We start from the raw sequence: 16,753 nt of genomic DNA, 5'->3' as shown, positions 1-16,753 counted from the left end.
ACTAATTATTACAGCAACGCGCGCGCCGTCAGGATTTGAAGACGCCCGTGATCTTGTTCCAGAGCGATGAGCCGTCGTCGTTATCGTGTTTCGACCGGTCCGGCTGCGTAGCACTCACAGGATCCGAAGCCGGGAAACTGTCCTTCAGGCCGGTCTTGAGTTCCTCAGACGTTTTACGATCGGCACGCGCTGCCTCCTTCACGCCAACAGCGTATTTGTCGTGGGGTGCGGGATCGAATTTCTCAGCCATGATCGTCTCCTTCATCTGATGAAGGAAAAACGTCCCCGTGGCCAAGAGGTTCCTCTCTGCGGCGATTAGTCGAGACCGCGCTCGCGGCTGAGTCCGACCATCTCCTGAATGAACAGAGCCTTCTGCTTGTCATCCAGCGTGGCGAATAGTGGCTCCGCGGCATCGGCAACGGCGCGCTGATCGACGGCCCGGTCGTTGAGGAATTGGGCCTCGTTGCGCATCTGCTCGATGATGTCATCCGGCGGATCGCGCTTGGCGCGGGCGATACGCAATTTCAGACGCTCCGCGCCGTTATTGCCGAGCGTATGCATGGCGTTGCTAAAACCAGCCCAGTTCTTTTCCTGCTCCGGCGTCAGGTTGAGCGACGTCTTGATGCGGCTAGTGTTGGCGTCGCTACTCGCGACGATCTGCTCGGCGGTCAGTTCCGGCTCCGCCGCGGGTTGAGAGCCCTTCTTGCCCTTCTTGGCGGCCTTGGTTTGTTTGGCGCTCGACTGCCCGCCCACGGGACCGCGAACATTGTTCGAGGGCACGCCCAGTACGCCGCCAACAACGCCCACGACGCCGCCGATCGCTCCGCCGAGAACGCCGCCGATCGGCCCAGCCGCACGATTGCCGTCTCTTGCACCCTGCTGCACGCCCTGCACCAGCCCCTGCGCATGGACCGCTGCGGAATTTCCGAGCAGCAGAACGGCGGCGACGCACAGCACATGGCGCAGTGGTCGATGCGTGCGCTTGGGCAAATTCATTCTGGTCATCATCGTCTCCTCACCGCAATTTCGCGGCGCAGCAAATCACTTGTGATCATCAGCAACCATAGTGGCTTCAACACGGCCAAGTCCACACGCCACGTCTCCGCCAATGGTAGACCTCATCGAGCCAAGCCTGTTAGATAACGCCCGCGTGGCCCCTGGCGGGTGCGCAACAACGTAGAATGCTTCAAGGGGTGGAAATGGCGACCAACAAAAAGAAACTTCTGATCACCGAGTCGATGTCGACCCAGGGAATGGACCTGTTCAATGCACGCGATGACATCGAAGTGGTCAAGTTCAGCAATCTGATTTCCGCTGCCGACTACATCAAGCTGATTGAGCAACACGCACCGGTGCACGGCACCGCGCTCGGCGCCACGCGGTTCGGCGAGTCCGAACTCGAAGCCTGCAAGGACATGAAGGTGGTGGCGCGCATTGGCGTCGGCTACGACGCGGTCGATGTGCCGGCGCTGTCCAAGCGCAAGGTGCCGCTGATGATTGCTGGCACCGCCAACTCGCCCTCGGTTGCGGAACAGGCGCTGTTCATGATGCTGACGCTCGCCAAGCGCGCAGTCGAACTGCATGCCATGGTCAAGGAAGGCAAATGGGCGTCGCGTTTCGGAGCGCTGCCATTCGACCTGTTCGGCAAAACCGTGCTGGTGGTCGGCTTCGGCCGCATCGGCACCCGCACCGCCAAGCGCTGCCAGGCGATGGAAATGAACGTGCTGGTCTATGACCCCTATGTCTCGGCCGATACAATCAAGGCTGCCGGCTGCGAGCCTGTCAGCGATCTCGACGCGGTCCTGCCGCGCGCCGACTTTGTCAGCCTGCATTGCCCGAAGACTCCCGAGACGACCGGCCTGTTCAACGCTGCGCGGATCGCCCGCATGAAGCCGTCGGCCTATCTCATCAATACCGCGCGTGGCGGCATCATCGTCGAGGCCGCGCTGCATGACGCGCTGGTCTCGGGCAAGCTCGCCGGTGCCGGCCTCGACGTGTTCGAGGCCGAACCGCCGCCGCTCGGTCATGCGCTGTTCGAACTGCCGAACGTGATCATCGCGCCGCATGTCGCCGGCGTGACGCGTGAAGCACTCGACCGCATGGGCGCGCAAACCGCGCGCAACATGCTCAGCGTGCTCGACGGCGAGCCGATCAAGCAAAATGCCGTCAACGCGGACGTGTTCGGCTGAACCGTCGATTGCTGGCGCGGATGATTGATCCGCGCTAGCACTGCCGCAGTCCTCACCAGAGTACCCCGCGATGGCATTCAAGGAATACGGCGATCACGACGCGCTCGGCCTTGCCGGGCTGGTGCGCAGCAAGCAGGTCAGCCCGCGCGAACTGCTCGATGAGGCGGTGGCGCGCACCGAGCGCGTCAATCCCCGGATCAACGCTGTCGTGGTGCGCCATGAGGACTATGCGCAGCGCCAGATCGACGAGGGGGTGCCCGACGGGCCTTTCACCGGCGTGCCATTCCTGCTGAAGGATCTCGAACTCCTCGACGGCACGCGCACGACCTTCGGGGCCAGTCTCTACAAGGACTTCGTCGCCGATCATACCGGCACCCTCGCCCAGCGCTTCCTCAAGGCCGGCCTGACGATATTCGGCAAGAGCGCGAGCCCCGAATTCGGGCTGATGCCGACGACCGAATGCCGGCTGCACGGACCGACGCGCAATCCGTGGAATACCGATCATGCATCAGGCGGCTCGTCCGGGGGCGCGGCAGCTGCCGTGGCTGCACGGATCCTGCCAGTCGCCCATGCCAGCGACGGCGGCGGTTCGATCCGTATTCCAGCCTCGGCCTGCGGCGTGTTCGGTCTGAAGCCGACCCGCGCTCGCAATCCGACAGGTCCTGACAAGGCCGAAGGCTGGGGCGGCTTTTCCTGCGGCCACGTCGTCAGCATCAGCGTACGCGACAGCGCCGCGATGCTCGATGCTGTTCACGGGCCCGAACTTACCAGCCCCTATATGGCGCCCGCACCGGAACGTCCCTTCCTCCATGAAGTCAGCCGTGGTCCCGGCAGGCTGCGCATCTTCTTCACCGACAAGTCGCCCTATGGCGATGCAATCGATCCCGAAGTCGCCGCCGCCGTCCGCGATGTCGCCAGGTTACTCGAAGCACAGGGGCATCATGTCGAAGAACGCGCGCCGGCGTTGCCGCTGGACCCTGCACAAGTGATTGCGGCGATCGTGTCGGCCAATACGGCGGTTACCGTGCAGTTCGCGGAGAAGAAGTTCGGCGGCCCGATGACCTCGGATGATTTCGAGAAACTCACACTCGGCAGCGCACACAATGGCCGCAAGGCAAGCGCAGTCGACTACGTGACAGCACTGCAGAACGCATTCCAGATCTCCCGCAGTGTCACCGAATTCTTTACCGGCTGCGACATCTTCCTGTCGCCGACGCTCTGCACGCCGCCGATCAGGATCGGTGAGATCGACACGATGTCGGACGATCTCAGCCATGTCGCGCCTTTGCTGCGCCGCTACATGCCAGGCACCAGTATGGCCAACATGACCGGCCAGCCGTCCATGTCGGTGCCCCTGGCCTGGAGCAGCAAAGGCCTGCCGATCGGTATGATGTTCACGGCGCATTTCGGCGACGAGGCCATGCTGTTCCGTCTGGCCGGGCAACTCGAGCAGATCCGGCCCTGGAAAGACAGGCGTCCGCCGATCTCTGCCTAAAAACAGCCACAGCGATTACCAAAATGAAACCACAGCCGATTAGATTATCGGCGGTATGTGGACGTTGCGTAATTACGGGGAGGCGCATTTCAATGACCCAGAACGATCCGACCGATCACGCCCTCGCGGCCATTGCGAGCATTCTCGACCGCAAGGAAGCGGAATCGCAAGTGGCCGAACACGGCGACGCCGAGCCCGCTTCGATTACCGTCGTCACTGAAACCGTGGTCACCGAGACTGTATCTCTCATGGTCGCCGCCGAACCCGAAGCGCCGCTCGTCGAACACGAGTCGCCCTCCACGGTTCCAGAGGCCCTCGAGGTCGATGGCTACTCTCGTCTCGGCCCGGGGCCGCTCGATGCCATCCGCTTTCGCTGGACCGCACGCCGCGACGACGATGGCCAGTATTTCGTAGATGAAACCATCGGCAGTTCACGGCCGATTTCGTCAGGCCCGATGCCGCGTGACGAAATCATCGATTTCATCGATGGGCGCGAGCGCGCCGCCCGCGATCGTTTCGAGACGCTGAAGAGCCAGATGACCGTGGGCAGCAGCGTCTCGCGTTACAGCGACTACTGACGAAAGCCGGTTTCAGGCGACGCCGCCGTCCAGCGGCGGCGTTGGGGCCTATCACGCTGCCTCAAACAGAAGATGTCCGGCGCAGGATTGAACCACTTCTTCAGTCGGCGCCACACACCAAAGCAATTGCAATTCCCCCTGAGTGACGCGGATCACAGTGTTCCGGCGCATCCGCGGCTCGGTTCAGGGGCGGGATTTCAACCGCTTTGGAGGACACATGAAGCCGCTCTTCGCCCTCGCCGCTATCCTGCTGGCCAGCACCGCCGCTCAGGCCGGCGACAGCTACTCGTTCGACATCGGCGGTCGCACCATTACCATCGAAGCGCCAAGCGACTGCAATTCGACGGACTGCATCTCGGTTTCCATTCCCGGCGTCTACGAATATGGCACCAAGCGCAGCAAGCGCGAGCGTGACCGCGAGACGCGCGAGCAGGCCCCCAACAATCCGCGATCCGAACAGACGGCCAAGCCTGTGGAGACGCAGAAGCCCGTTGTCGCCCCAAAAGAGGCGGCAACTCCGGTGACACCTGTCACGCCATCCGTCGCGGTGGCCCCGCAGCCTGCCCCGGCTCCCGCGCCTGCCGAGAAATCTGCGCCCTCTACGGTCATCGCCAACGCACCGCCCACAGATCCAGTCAACAAGCAGGATGCGCCCACACCGGTTACGCCTGCCGCGGCGGCAACGCCGCTCGGCATCTGGATGACCGAGAAGAAGGAGGGCAAGGTTCGTATCGAACAATGCGGCGCCAATCTGTGCGGCTATTCGATGAATGCCAAGACCGAGGCCAATGGGGAGAAGGTGCTGATCAACATGAAGCCCGGCAACAACAAATGGGCGGGAAAGATCTTCGATCCGAACAGCGGCAGCACCTACGAATCGACCATCGCCCTGAAGGGCAGTGACACGCTGCGTGTTCAGGGCTGTGCCTTCGGCGGCATGTTCTGCGGCGGACAGACCTGGACGCGGGTGAACTGATCCCAGCAGACGCGCTCATCGATTGAAAGCTCCAACGTCCCCTGTAAGCTGATCGTAATGCGGCGCGTTCCTGAACGGTGAGCTCCGCGATACAAACGGGGGAGACGTCATGATCCGGATCACCGCCGCCTGGCTGGCAGCCTGCCTGCTGCTTGCGGCGCCCTTGCAGGCCCAGACGCCGGCCCCTGTGCCCTCACCGTCCCGCCTCGACGATATCATTGCCCGGGGGACGCTCCGCGTTGGATTGACCGGCGACTACATGCCGTTCAGCGCGTTCGATCCGACCACGACATCGTTCAAGGGCTTCGACGTCGAGATGGCGGAGGCGCTCGGAAAAGCACTCGGCGTCAAGGTCGACTATGTGAAGACCAGCTGGCCAAAACTGTCAGCGGACTTTGCGGCAGACCAGTTCGACATGGTGATGGGCGGCGTGTCCATTACCCTCGACCGGCAGAAGAAGGGTGTGTTCTCGATACCGATCATGCGCGAGGGCAAGACGCCGATCGCGCGCTGCACCGATGCAGGGAAATTCGGCACGCTCGCTGAGATTGATCGGCCAGGTATCAAGGTGATCGTGAATCCGGGCGGCACCAATGAGCGCTTTGCACGGACGCATATCAAATTGGCCGAGATCACCGTCTTCAACGACAATACCCGCATCTTCGACGAGATCGCACAGGGCCGTGCCGACCTGATGATGACCGATGCGTCAGAGACCCGCTATCAGCAGAAGCTGCATCACGGTGTGCTCTGTGCCGTGCATCCCGACACGCCGTTCGATTTCGCCGAGAAGGCCTATTGGCTCCAGCGCGATGTCGCGCTGAAGGCCTTCGTCGATCAATGGCTGCACATCATGCAGGAAGACGGCAGTTTCCGTGCGACCGTCAACCGCTGGTTCGAGTGACCGGAGGTAATCGGTGCGCCGGACACCAAGCCGGCGCACGCGATGTGACGACAGCTATCCATTACGGAACGCGTAGCCATATCCATTCAGCGCCGGCGCGCCGCCGAGATGTGCATAGAGCACCTTGGATCCTTCAGGGAAATAACCTTTCTGCACGAGGTCGATCATCCCCTGCATCGATTTCCCTTCATAGACAGGGTCGGTGATCATGCCCTCCAGACGCGCGCAGAGACGGATGGCGTCCTTGGTCTCTTCCGATGGCACGCCATAGACGGGATAGGCGTAGTCCTCGATCAGCACCACATCATCCTCGACGAGGTCTTTGCCTAATTTGACCAGCTTGGCAGTGTTCTGCGCGATCTCAAGTACCTGCGCCTTGGTCTGAGCCGGCGTGAAAGATGCGTCGATACCAATGACCCTGCGCTGACGATCGTCCTTGGCGAAGCCCACCAACATGCCGGCATGGGTCGAGCCGGTCACAGTGCAAACGACAATGTAGTCGAACGCGAAGCCGAGTTCCTTCTCCTGCGCCCGGACTTCTTCGGCAAAGCCGACATAGCCGAGCCCACCGAATTTGTGCACGGAGGCACCGGCTGGAATGGCGTAGGGTTTGCCGCCCTTGGCCTTCACATCCTCGATCGCCTCTTCCCAGCTATGGCGAATGCCGATGTCAAAGCCTTCGTCGACGAGCTGCACATCCGCGCCCATGATCCGGCTGAGCATGATATTGCCGACACGGTCGTAGACGGCGTCCTCATGCGGCACCCAGCTCTCCTGCACCAGCCGGCACTTCATGCCGATCTTGGCCGCAACGGCCGCAACCATGCGTGTATGATTGGACTGTACGCCGCCGATCGATACCAGCGTATCGGCGTTCGACGCGATGGCATCGGGGATAATGTATTCGAGCTTGCGCAACTTGTTGCCGCCATAGGCTAGCCCGGAATTGCAGTCCTCGCGCTTGGCGTAGAGTTCGACCTTACCGCCGAGATGGGCCGAGAGCTTCTCCAGCTTCTCGATATAGGTGGGTCCAAAGGTGAGCGGATAGCGTTCGAAGCCTTCGAGCATGTGACACCTGTTGTCGTGAAAACTGGCGGTACACCTAGCATTTTCGGTGCGGAAGGTGCTTTCAAAGATATGGCTGCTATCTGCTGTATGTCGTACTATATCCATATAAACTGGAAGTATGACGCATTAAATTCCAAAAATTCGGAAGATTCTTTCATGGCTCAAAATCTAGATAAAATCGGACTTCGCATGCTGCATTTGCTGCAGAAAGACGGACGTCTGAGCAATGCCGATCTGGCCGCGAAGGTGAATGTCAGTCCCGCCACATGTCATCGCCGCACTCAGCAGCTGTTTGACGAGGGCTATATCCGGAATACGCGCGCCATCATTGCGCCCGAGAAGGTCAACCGCGGCGCGCTGGTCATGGTCGGTGTCGTGCTCGATCGTTCGACGCCGGAAAGCTTTGCAGTGTTTGAAAAGGCGGTGGCCAAACTGAAATTTGTTCTCGATTGCCACCTGGTCGCCGGCGACTTCGACTATTTCCTAAAAATCCGCGTCGGCGACATGGCCGATTTCAATCGTATCCACGGCACGCAGCTCATCGCGCTGCCCGGCGTCCGCCAGACCCGAACCTTTTTCGTTATGAAAGAGGTGGTGGACAATGCGCCGCTAGACTTTTGAACCCAGCGTCGTCCTCGTACCCGGCAATGCCTGGCCGTCCTAGCCGACCGGCTTCGCATATTGTTCGTCGCTGACCTTTTCCATCCAATCCGCGGTCTTGCCGTCGAGCGCTTCCTGCATGGCGATATGGGTCATGCCAATGGTCGGCGCCGCGCCGTGCCAGTGTTTCTCGCCCGGTGGAATCCAGACGGTGTCGCCCGGCTTGATCTCAACGACCGGCTCGCCTTCGGTCTGAAAGCGCCCGACGCCCGCGATGACATAGAGCGTCTGCCCGAACGGATGCGTGTGCCAGGCGGTGCGTGCGCCGGGCTCAAAGCTGACGCGGAATGTCACAAGCCGCGCCGGCGCTTCGGCGACAATGACCGGATCCTGCCAGACCGTGCCTGTGAAGTATTCCTCTGGCGCCCTTTTGGTCGGGCGCGAACCTGCGGGGAAAAGCTTCATGGCACGGTCTCCAGTCTCTGGCCCTCATGGTGAGGAGGCGCGCAGCGCCGTCTCGAACCATGAGGGATGAACACTCCCTCGCCCTTCGAGACGCGGCCAAGCGGCCGCTCCTCAGGATGAGGGTATTGAGTTGGTTGATTACTTCTTCGACGCGGCGTAGCGCGCCTTGGTCTCGGCATTCATCGGATACAGGCCGGGCAGCGTGGCGCCGTTATTCACCTCGTTGACGATCCAGGCTTCCATGCGCTCCTGCTCGGCGCCTTCGGCGAGGATTAGATCGAGGAAGGCCTTCGGGATCACGACAGCGCCGTCCTGGTCGGCAACGATGACGTCGTCCGGGAAGATGGCAACGCCGCCGCAGCCGATCGGTTCACCCCAGCCGACAAAGGTCAGGCCGGCAACCGACGGCGGAGCGGCATAGCCGTCGCACCAGACCGGTAGATTGGTGCCGAGCACGCCTTCGATGTCACGCACCACGCCGTCGGTGATCAGCGCAGCGACGCCGCGCTTCTGCATGCGGGCGCAGAGGATGTCGCCGAAGATGCCGGCGTCGGTGATGCCCATGGCGTCGACCACGGCGATGCAGCCTTCCGGCATGGCTTCGATGGCGGTGCGGGTCGAGATCGGCGACGACCACGATTCCGGGGTCGCGAGATCCTCGCGCGCCGGCACAAAACGGAGGGTGAAGGCCGGACCGACGAGACGGGGCTGACCGGGGCGCAGCGGCTTGGCGCCGCGCAGCCAGACATTGCGCAGGCCCTTCTTCAGGAGAACGGTGGTGATGGTCGCGGTGGTGACCTTCGACAGGGTGGCAATGGCTTCGGGTGTCAGGGACATACGCAGGGCTCTTCAGGTCAGAGGGTGCAGGACGTTGGACTTACGGCGGCGCATCTTGCGGTGGAATGCCAGCGCGTCAAGGGCTGCTGCTTCAAAGCGCCATGCAATGTGATGAAACCTCTGCGATCAGTACGGCTTATCGCCAACATGCGTATTAATTTATTGAAGATGCACGGCTATTTTCAGATTGCGAATTCCACTCGCTGGTAAAACGCGCTATGCATGGTCGTCCAATACTGACGTTGTGAGGCCATGGTCGCAGCTCTCTCCCCGCCCCGCATCCTCCCCAGTGGCGATGCTGCCATCACCGTCGAATTCAGCCGCACCATCGACGAGGAAGCCAACCGCCGGGTGCTGGCGCTCGACAAACTCGTCGCGTCGGCCGGCCTTGCCGCCGTCACCGAAACGGTCCCGACCTATCGTTCGCTGCTGGTGCATTACGATCCGCTACAGATCCGCTTCGATGCTTTGGGTGAAAAGCTGACCGAACTGGCACTCCAGCCGCTACCCGAGGCCAAGGCGGCCCGGCGCTGGCGCATCCCGGTCGCCTATGGCGGCGAAAACGGCATCGATCTCGAAGACGTCGCGAAGGCGCTGAACATCACGCCGGACGAAGTGGTCGCGCGCCATGTGGGCGGCGACTACAAGGTGGCGATGATCGGTTTCACGCCGGGCTGGTCCTATCTCAGCGGGCTGCCGAGCTCGATGCAGATGTCACGCCGACAGAATCCCCGGCTGCTGACGCCGCCCGGCACGATCTCCATCGGCGGCATCCAGACCGGCGTGCAATGCCTTGCCGGCCCCAGCGGTTGGCATCTGCTCGGACGGACCGCCGTGCGCACCTATCAGCTCGGCCGCGATCCCATCTTCCTGCTTGAACCCGGCGACGCCATCACCTTCGCCGCTGTCGACGAGAAGACATTTGCCGAGCAGGACCGCGCGGCCGAAGCCGGTGCATTCGTCGCGGAGCTGATCGCATCATGAGCAAGCTCATCGTCACTTCCGTGAGCCCCGGCACGTCAGTGCAGGATGTCGGCCGGTTCGGCGCACAGCGCTATGGCCTGGTGCCATCGGGTGCCGTCGATCGACTGGCGATGGCCGCCGCCAATGCCCTGCTCGGCAACACGCTGTTCGCCGCCACCATTGAACTCGGCCCGCTCAATTCAGTCTTCACCGCCAAAGGCGGCGCCGTGCGTGTGTCGCTGACCGGCGCGACGCGGCCGGCCGATATCGCGGGCACCCCCTTCAACGTCAATACATCCGTCACGCTGGCCGACGGCGAGAGCCTCAATCTCGGCGTCGCTCGCGCCGGCACCTTCGGCTATCTCGCCATCGAAGGCGGCGTGCGCGGCGAACCGATGTTCGGCAGTCTCGCCGTGAATGCCCGCGCCGGTCTCGGCAGTCCCTATCCGCGCCCGCTGCAGGCCGGTGACGAATTGCTGGTGGCGGCTGCCAGCAGCGCCAACGAGAAGCGCATCGATTTGCCTGCGCCGGCCGAAGGTCCGATCCGCGTGGTGCTTGGACCACAAGACGATGAATTCGGTGACGCCAAGGATCTGTTCCTGAACAGTGATTGGAAGATTTCGGCGACCAGCGACCGCATGGGCTATCGCCTTGAAGGCCCCGTCATCAAACATCTGCACGGGCACAACATCGTTTCCGACGGCACCGTGAACGGCTCGATCCAGGTACCCGGCAACGGCCAGCCCATCGTGCTGATGCCCGACCGTGGCACATCAGGCGGCTATCCGAAAATCGCGACCGTGATCTCGACGGATCTCGGCCGGTTCGGCCAGACCCAGCCGGGCCGCGCTTTCCGCTTTAAAGCCATCACCATGGCCGAGGCGCAGGCCGAATATCGTGCCTTCGCCGAACTGCTGCAGAGCCTGCCCGGCCGTGTCCATGATTCCAACATCCTGATGTTGGACATCAAGGCGCTGCTGTCGTCCAATGTCGCTGGTGTCGCCGTCAGTGCAACCGATGACAATACGTGGCAGGCACCGCAGACGGCAGACGCGCAAGACTGATTTCGAATCCTACTCACGAAAGAGCACGACTATGGCGACCATCGATCTGAACTGCGACCTCGGCGAAAGCTTCGGCATGTGGGAGATGGGCAACGACGCCGCGATGATCGACCTCGCGTCCTCCGTGAACATCGCCTGCGGCTATCATGCCGGCGATGCCGATGTGATGCGCAAGACGGTGCAGCTTGCGAAGGCGCGCAACGTCAGGATCGGCGCCCATCCCGGCTATCGCGACCTGCACGGTTTCGGCCGCCGGCCTATCGTCGGTCTCACCGCGCTCGAGATCGAGAACCTGATCGCGTACCAGATCGGCGCCTTGCAGGCGATCGCCGCCATGGAAGGCTACAAGGTCACCCATGTGAAGGCCCATGGCGCGATCTCCAACGTCGCCTGCGAGGACGACATGACCGCCCGCGCCATCGCCGCCGGCATCAAGGCGGTCGACCGAAATCTGACCTTCGTGGTGCTGGCGAATTCCAAGCTCGTGACCGCAGGCGAAGCCGCCGGCCTCCCCTTGGCACATGAAGTGTTCGCCGACCGCGCCTATGAGGACAACGGCAATCTCGTCTCGCGCAAGAAGCCCGGCGCGGTGCTGCATGATCCGGTGATGGTTGCTGATCGTGTGGTGAAGATGGCACAGACCGGGGAGGTCATCTCGATCACTGGCAAGGTGATCAAGATGAAGATGGACACCGTGTGCATTCACGGCGACACGCCGGGAGCCGTCGAACTTGGCCGCCATGTGCGCGATGGATTGAAGGCGGCGGGGATCGATGTGGCGCCGTTCAAGACGGCGCTTTAGAACTCCACCGTCATTCCGGGGCGCGTGCGACTTCGCGCGCGACCCCGGAATCAAAATGTTCATCACCTCTAACATGACGGGGGCGGACAGTGGGGACTCATCTTGAGATTCCGGGTTCGCATGCGCAAAGATGCGCACGCGCCCCGGAATGACAGTGAATTCATCACCGATCGTTCAACATCCCCTCATGCGGCAGTCCCTCGATCGGGCATTCCTCGACACCGACCGTCGGCCGCGTGAAGGCTTCGACATTCTCCCGCGCCTTGTCGGGATTGTTGACCCAGTTCGCATAGAAATCGAACGGGCACGCCGCGACACCCTTGTTGCTTTCGCCGGAATTGATCGTGCCGGTATAGCCGCGATGCAGCAGCTTGAAGAGATGGTTCTCCGACTGTCCAGTGCGGCGCGCATCGCGGATCAATGATTTCGACAGCGCCGCATATTGAATGCCGTAATCCTCTTCGCCGCATTCGCCGAGCGTGCGGCCATCGAAACCGATGATCGCCGAATGGCCGAAATACGAATAGACGCCGTCGAAGCCTGAGGCATTGGCAACGGCAACATAAGTGTTGTTGGCCCAGGCCATCGCCTTGGCCATCAGCACCTGCTGGTCTTTCGCCGGATACATGTAGCCCTGGCAACGCACGATCAGTTCGGCGCCCTTCATGGCGCAGTCGCGCCAGATTTCGGGATAGTTGCCGTCGTCGCAGATGATCATCGAGATCTTCAGGCCCTTCGGCCCCTCGGAGACATAAGTGCAATTGCCGGGATACCAGCCTTCGATGGGCACCCATGGCATGATCTTGCGATATTTCTGAACGATCTCGCCCTTGTCGTTCATCAGGATCAGCGTGTTGTACGGCGCCTTGTGCGGATGCTGCTCGTGCCGCTCGCCGGTCAACGAGAACACGCCCCAGACCTTGGCCTTGCGGCAGGCTGCCGCGAAAATCTCTGTCTCGTCGCCGGGCACGATCGAGGCGGTCTCGTACATCTCCTTGGAGTCGTACATGATGCCCTGGGTCGAATATTCCGGGAACACCACCAGATCCATGCCGGGCAGACCGATCTTCATGCCGACGATCATGTCGGCGATCTTCTGCGCATTGGCCAACACCTCGGCCTTCGTGTGAAGCCGCGGCATCTTGTAATTCACGACGGCGACGCCGACCGCGTCCTTGCTGGATGAAATATCGCCGTGATGCATCTGCGCAGGTCTCCGTTGCCGGGCGATGGTGGGCCGACGGAGGGAGACCGGGAATACGTGGATTTACGGATGTGCGGGTTGTGGCTCTGGCGACAGCGAGACGTCCTCGATGCAAACACCGTCATGGCCGGACTTGTCCCGGCCATCCGCGCCTTTACTGCTTGCGGCACAGACGTGGATGCCCGGGACAAGCCCGGGCATGACAGAGTTTAAGTAGCAATTGCCGGGTCTGGATCGAGAGTCTACAGGCCCGCACCCTTCCCGATGGCATCGTTGAACGATCGATCCACAATCGCATTGGCATCGAGCTTCTGCTTGATCAGTCCGCTGCGCAGATAGAGATCGATGGTCTTCTGCTCATCCGCGGCGACGCCATCGTCGATCGGTGCGATGCGGATTTTTGCGCGTGTCAGCCAATTCAGCGGCACCGACGGCGCCACGTTCATCAGCTTGCCCCAGGTCTGCGCGTAAGCATCCGCGTTCTTCAGCGCCCAAGCGCGCGCCGCAGTGAGGCGGCGGAGATAGTCCTCGAGTTCGGCATGCTTGTCGCGGATCGCATTCGGCGTCGCCACGACAAAGCTCAGCCCCGATGTCAGGCCCTCGGCATTCAGCAGGACACGCGACTGGAACAGCACCTCTTCCTGGCTCACATAGGGCTCCCAGGTCGACCACGCATCGACTGAGCCGCGGGTATAAGCGACCTTGGCATCCGACGGAGCGAGGAACACGATCTGCACATCGCTCGCCGTCCAGCCCTTTTGTTCCAGCGCGGCGAGAATGAGCTGATGCCCGATCGAGCCGCGGCCGGTGGCGATCTTCTTGCCCTTCAGATCGTCGAAGCTCTTGATCGTCGAGTCCTTCGGCACCAGCACGGCGAGACCATCGCCGGTCTGCCGGATCGCACCGATTGCCTTGACCGGCACGTTGGCCGCTGCGGCAAAGGTGAAGGGCGCATCGCCGACCAGCCCGCTATCGAGCGCGCCGGCACCGAGCGCTTCCAGCAGCGGCGCTGCCGCCGCGAATTCCTTCCACTCGATCTTGTAAGGCACGTCTTTCAGCACGCCGGATGCTTCCATCACGGCGCGCGCATTGCCTTTCTGGTCGCCGACGATCAGCGTCGTCTCGGCATGCGCCGAAGATGCGAAGGCCGCGAGGATCAGGCCGGCGGCGAGGATGAGCCGTTTCATGCTGCGACAACTCCCTTGGCGGCATCACGCGCCGCAATCAGTTCGCGGGTGCGCGGGATCAGTTCGCGGCCATAATCGATGGCGTCGATCAGGGGATCGAAGCCGCGGATCAGGAAATGGCTGACGCCGAGATCGTAGTAATCGGCGAACACTTCGGCGACCTGCTCAGGCGTGCCGACCAGCGCGGTGGTGTTGCTGTTGGCGCCGGTGAGCGCCGCCATCTCGGTCCACAGCCGCTTGTCGATGCGGGTGCCCTGCTCGGCCAGCGCCAGCAGACGCTTCGCACCGGCGGTGGCATGGCCATCGGCCGGCTTGCGATAGCCGGTCTTGTCCTGCAGCGCGGTGGCGCGGGCGAGAATGTCGTCGGCCTTGGCCCAGGCCTTCTCCTCGGTGTCGGCGATGATCGGGCGCACCGACAGGCTGAAGCGCGGCGCCGGACGGCCGTATTTCGCAGCAGCAGCACGTACGCGGCCAGTGACGTCGCGGACCTGCGCATAGGATTCACCCCACAGCGCAAACGTATCGGCATGCTTGCCGGACACGTCGATGGCCGCATCTGACGCGCCGCCGACGAAGACATGGATCGGCACGGTCGGCTTCACCTGCGAGAAGCCGCCCTCAACCTGATAGTATTTGCCGTTGTAATCGAATGGTTTCTCGCTGGTCCATTCCTGCTTGATGATATCGAGCCATTCGCTGGTGCGGGCGTAACGCTCGTCCTTGTCGTCGAGCGTATTGCCGTCCTGCCGCAGCTCCTTGGCATTGCCGCCGGTGATGACATGCAGCGAGACGCGGCCATGGTGGAAATTCTCGATGGTGGCCAGTTGGCGGGCGATAACGGTTGGCGCAGTAAAGCCTGGACGCTGTGCGATCATCACCTTCAGCTTCTCGGTCACGCCGAGCGCATGCTGCGCGACCTGCAGACCGTCCGGCGAGGTCGAATGGAAGGCGAGCAGCGCGCGGTCGAACCCAGCGAGCTCATGCGCCTTCGCGACGGTTTCGATATAGCTGGGATCGAGCACCGGGCCGGAGCGCACGCGGGTCTCGGATGCGTCATTGTTGGTGATGAAGCCGATGAATTCGACGGACATGGGTCTCTCCACTTCCTGCTGTTGTTCAGATGCCGAGCGCGATGCGTCCGGCGGAAATCTTGGTGCTGTCGTCCTGCGGTGTGTGCACGCGGCCGCACAGAACGTCGCGATAATGCCGCTCCAGCGGATTGGCGCGGGTCAGTCCGTGATTGCTGGTCAGCGACAGCGCATCCTCGACGACGGCCACGGCATTATTGGTGAAGGTGAGCTTGAGGATATTGGCTTCGACCGGCGTCAGCGTAACACCGTCATCGATGTCCCGTGCGAAAGTGTCGAGCAGGCGCGCATTGACCGCGAGCTTCGCCTCGATGCCGCCCACGATCTCCTGCGCCCGCGGCAGCGTCGCCAGCGGCGCGCCGAGGCTTGAGGGCGTGCGGGTCTTGAGAAAGTCGATCAGCCAGTCACGCGCCGCCCGCGCCACGCCGTCATAGACCGCACCGACGAGCACGGCCTGGACGGTCGCCTGAGACACATCCGGCGCGCCCCACTCGCCGGGACGGCGCAGATCCACCTCGTTGTCGAGCGGAATGAGCACGTCGTCGAACACGACGTCATGGCTGCCGCTGGCGCGCAGACCGAGATGATCCCAGGTCTCGACGATCTCGGTGCCCGGCAGACCCGCCGGCACCAGAAAGACGCCGACGCGCACATCCGGCTCGTCTGTCTTGGCCCATACAGTGTACCATTTGAGGATCGGCGCACCGGTCGAATAAATCTTGCGGCCGGTCATGCGCCAGCCTTGGGCCGTGCGCTTCGCTGTGGTTTGAGGCAGACCGCCCCGCGATGGCGATCCCTGATCGGGCTCGACGCGCAATGCGTTGATCAGCGCCAGACCATTCACGGCGTCGCGCGACACGCGCTGCGCCAGATGCGCGGGCCAGTTGCCATTCCGCGTGATGACCAGATGGTGGATATAGTGCATCGCCAATACAAGCGCAGTCGCGGCATCGGCCTTGCCAACCACGTTCACGACGCGCGCAGCCTCGCGCACCCCGACGCCCGCGCCGCCCAGGGCCTTTGGCACCGGCAGCGCCAGAAGGCCCGCCTCGGACAGTTCCTGAAAATTCTCGAATGGAAAACTTGCCGCACGATCATGCGATGACGCACGTTCCGCAAAGCCCGGAACGAGCAAATTAACTCTGTCGATTATGCTGGGAACCGCGTCCATATCGTATTGCTTTCGGCTTCTCTAACCCTAGAGAATGCCGTTCGGCAGGCGTTACAAGCGGTACCCGGAAATAACGACAGCGGGACTGATGGGCCTCAGACCCACAGGTGAAAATTCTCCCCGATGACCTCAGGCGAGAATTTTATTCGCGCGATTTTGAAG

The 16,753-nt window shown here is 62.2% G+C and carries 18 protein-coding genes; 9 read left to right on the top strand and 9 right to left on the bottom strand.

Annotation, left to right across the window (positions count from 1 at the left end):
* Positions 1-28: 28 nt before the first annotated feature.
* Positions 29-250 carry a hypothetical protein gene (locus tag AB8B02_RS10180; RefSeq protein ID WP_120290333.1) on the bottom strand — a complete coding sequence of 74 codons (222 nt, stop codon included), beginning with the start codon at positions 248-250 and terminating at the stop codon, positions 29-31.
* Positions 251-315: 65 nt separating this feature from the next.
* Complete coding sequence (locus tag AB8B02_RS10175; RefSeq protein ID WP_439063856.1) at positions 316-1,005, bottom strand: Spy/CpxP family protein refolding chaperone; 690 nt, start codon at positions 1,003-1,005, stop codon at positions 316-318.
* Positions 1,006-1,199: 194 nt separating this feature from the next.
* Here AB8B02_RS10175 and AB8B02_RS10170 point away from each other — a divergent pair, with 194 nt between their 5' ends.
* From AB8B02_RS10170 to AB8B02_RS10150, 5 genes are all read left to right on the top strand, one after another.
* The gene (locus tag AB8B02_RS10170; protein ID WP_439063855.1) at positions 1,200-2,189 is read left to right on the top strand and encodes a hydroxyacid dehydrogenase; all 990 of its coding nucleotides are present in this window, start codon (positions 1,200-1,202) and stop codon (positions 2,187-2,189) included.
* Between the two features lie 70 nt (positions 2,190-2,259).
* Entirely contained in the window at positions 2,260-3,684 is a 1,425-nt protein-coding gene (locus AB8B02_RS10165; protein WP_439063854.1) for an amidase, read from the top strand.
* 92 nt (positions 3,685-3,776) lie between these two features.
* Positions 3,777-4,262: a hypothetical protein gene (locus AB8B02_RS10160; RefSeq protein WP_439063853.1), complete on the top strand. Its 486-nt coding sequence runs from the start codon at positions 3,777-3,779 to the stop codon at positions 4,260-4,262.
* 217 nt (positions 4,263-4,479) lie between these two features.
* Positions 4,480-5,238, top strand: a complete 759-nt coding sequence (locus AB8B02_RS10155) for a DUF2147 domain-containing protein (RefSeq protein WP_439058358.1) — start codon at positions 4,480-4,482, stop codon at positions 5,236-5,238.
* Positions 5,239-5,347: 109 nt separating this feature from the next.
* A complete protein-coding gene (locus tag AB8B02_RS10150) occupies positions 5,348-6,142 on the top strand; it encodes a transporter substrate-binding domain-containing protein (RefSeq protein WP_439063852.1) in 795 nt (264 codons plus the stop codon).
* A 54-nt stretch (positions 6,143-6,196) separates the two neighbouring features.
* Here AB8B02_RS10150 and AB8B02_RS10145 read toward each other — a convergent pair whose 3' ends face one another.
* Positions 6,197-7,210: a 1-aminocyclopropane-1-carboxylate deaminase gene (locus AB8B02_RS10145; RefSeq protein ID WP_068731723.1), complete on the bottom strand. Its 1,014-nt coding sequence runs from the start codon at positions 7,208-7,210 to the stop codon at positions 6,197-6,199.
* Between the two features lie 156 nt (positions 7,211-7,366).
* Here AB8B02_RS10145 and AB8B02_RS10140 point away from each other — a divergent pair, with 156 nt between their 5' ends.
* Positions 7,367-7,831: an Lrp/AsnC family transcriptional regulator gene (locus AB8B02_RS10140; protein ID WP_439064623.1), complete on the top strand. Its 465-nt coding sequence runs from the start codon at positions 7,367-7,369 to the stop codon at positions 7,829-7,831.
* A gap of 39 nt (positions 7,832-7,870) precedes the next feature.
* Here AB8B02_RS10140 and AB8B02_RS10135 read toward each other — a convergent pair whose 3' ends face one another.
* A complete protein-coding gene (locus AB8B02_RS10135; RefSeq protein ID WP_439063851.1) occupies positions 7,871-8,275 on the bottom strand; it encodes a (R)-mandelonitrile lyase in 405 nt (134 codons plus the stop codon).
* A 138-nt stretch (positions 8,276-8,413) separates the two neighbouring features.
* Positions 8,414-9,112 (bottom strand): ribonuclease activity regulator RraA, encoded by a 699-nt coding sequence (locus AB8B02_RS10130; RefSeq protein WP_089264363.1) that lies wholly within the window; start codon positions 9,110-9,112, stop codon positions 8,414-8,416.
* 252 nt (positions 9,113-9,364) lie between these two features.
* Here AB8B02_RS10130 and pxpB point away from each other — a divergent pair, with 252 nt between their 5' ends.
* From pxpB to AB8B02_RS10115, 3 genes are read left to right on the top strand one after another with little or no spacing between them, the layout of a single operon-like run.
* Positions 9,365-10,096, top strand: a complete 732-nt coding sequence (gene pxpB, locus AB8B02_RS10125) for a 5-oxoprolinase subunit PxpB (protein ID WP_439063850.1) — start codon at positions 9,365-9,367, stop codon at positions 10,094-10,096.
* Entirely contained in the window at positions 10,093-11,139 is a 1,047-nt protein-coding gene (locus AB8B02_RS10120; protein ID WP_439063849.1) for a biotin-dependent carboxyltransferase family protein, read from the top strand. Before pxpB ends, AB8B02_RS10120 begins: the two co-directional genes overlap by 4 nt.
* A 31-nt stretch (positions 11,140-11,170) precedes the next feature.
* Complete coding sequence (locus AB8B02_RS10115) at positions 11,171-11,941, top strand: LamB/YcsF family protein (protein ID WP_068731711.1); 771 nt, start codon at positions 11,171-11,173, stop codon at positions 11,939-11,941.
* Between the two features lie 163 nt (positions 11,942-12,104).
* Here AB8B02_RS10115 and AB8B02_RS10110 read toward each other — a convergent pair whose 3' ends face one another.
* From AB8B02_RS10110 to AB8B02_RS10095, 4 genes are all read right to left on the bottom strand, one after another.
* Complete coding sequence (locus AB8B02_RS10110) at positions 12,105-13,145, bottom strand: aliphatic amidase (RefSeq protein ID WP_439063848.1); 1,041 nt, start codon at positions 13,143-13,145, stop codon at positions 12,105-12,107.
* A 242-nt stretch (positions 13,146-13,387) separates the two neighbouring features.
* Positions 13,388-14,332 carry an ABC transporter substrate-binding protein gene (locus AB8B02_RS10105; protein ID WP_439063847.1) on the bottom strand — a complete coding sequence of 315 codons (945 nt, stop codon included), beginning with the start codon at positions 14,330-14,332 and terminating at the stop codon, positions 13,388-13,390.
* Positions 14,329-15,423, bottom strand: coding sequence for an LLM class flavin-dependent oxidoreductase (locus AB8B02_RS10100; protein ID WP_439063846.1), 1,095 nt, complete (start codon positions 15,421-15,423; stop codon positions 14,329-14,331). The genes AB8B02_RS10105 and AB8B02_RS10100 overlap by 4 nt, the downstream gene beginning before the upstream one ends.
* A gap of 25 nt (positions 15,424-15,448) precedes the next feature.
* The gene (locus AB8B02_RS10095; RefSeq protein WP_439063845.1) at positions 15,449-16,591 is read right to left on the bottom strand and encodes an acyl-CoA dehydrogenase family protein; all 1,143 of its coding nucleotides are present in this window, start codon (positions 16,589-16,591) and stop codon (positions 15,449-15,451) included.
* Positions 16,592-16,753 lie beyond the last annotated feature (162 nt).

This window comes from Tardiphaga sp. 862_B3_N4_1 (assembly GCF_051811085.1).
Classification (GTDB): domain Bacteria; phylum Pseudomonadota; class Alphaproteobacteria; order Rhizobiales; family Xanthobacteraceae; genus Tardiphaga; species Tardiphaga robiniae.
Note: the sequence above shows the minus strand (reverse complement) of the source record. Positions and strands in the feature narration are given on the sequence as shown.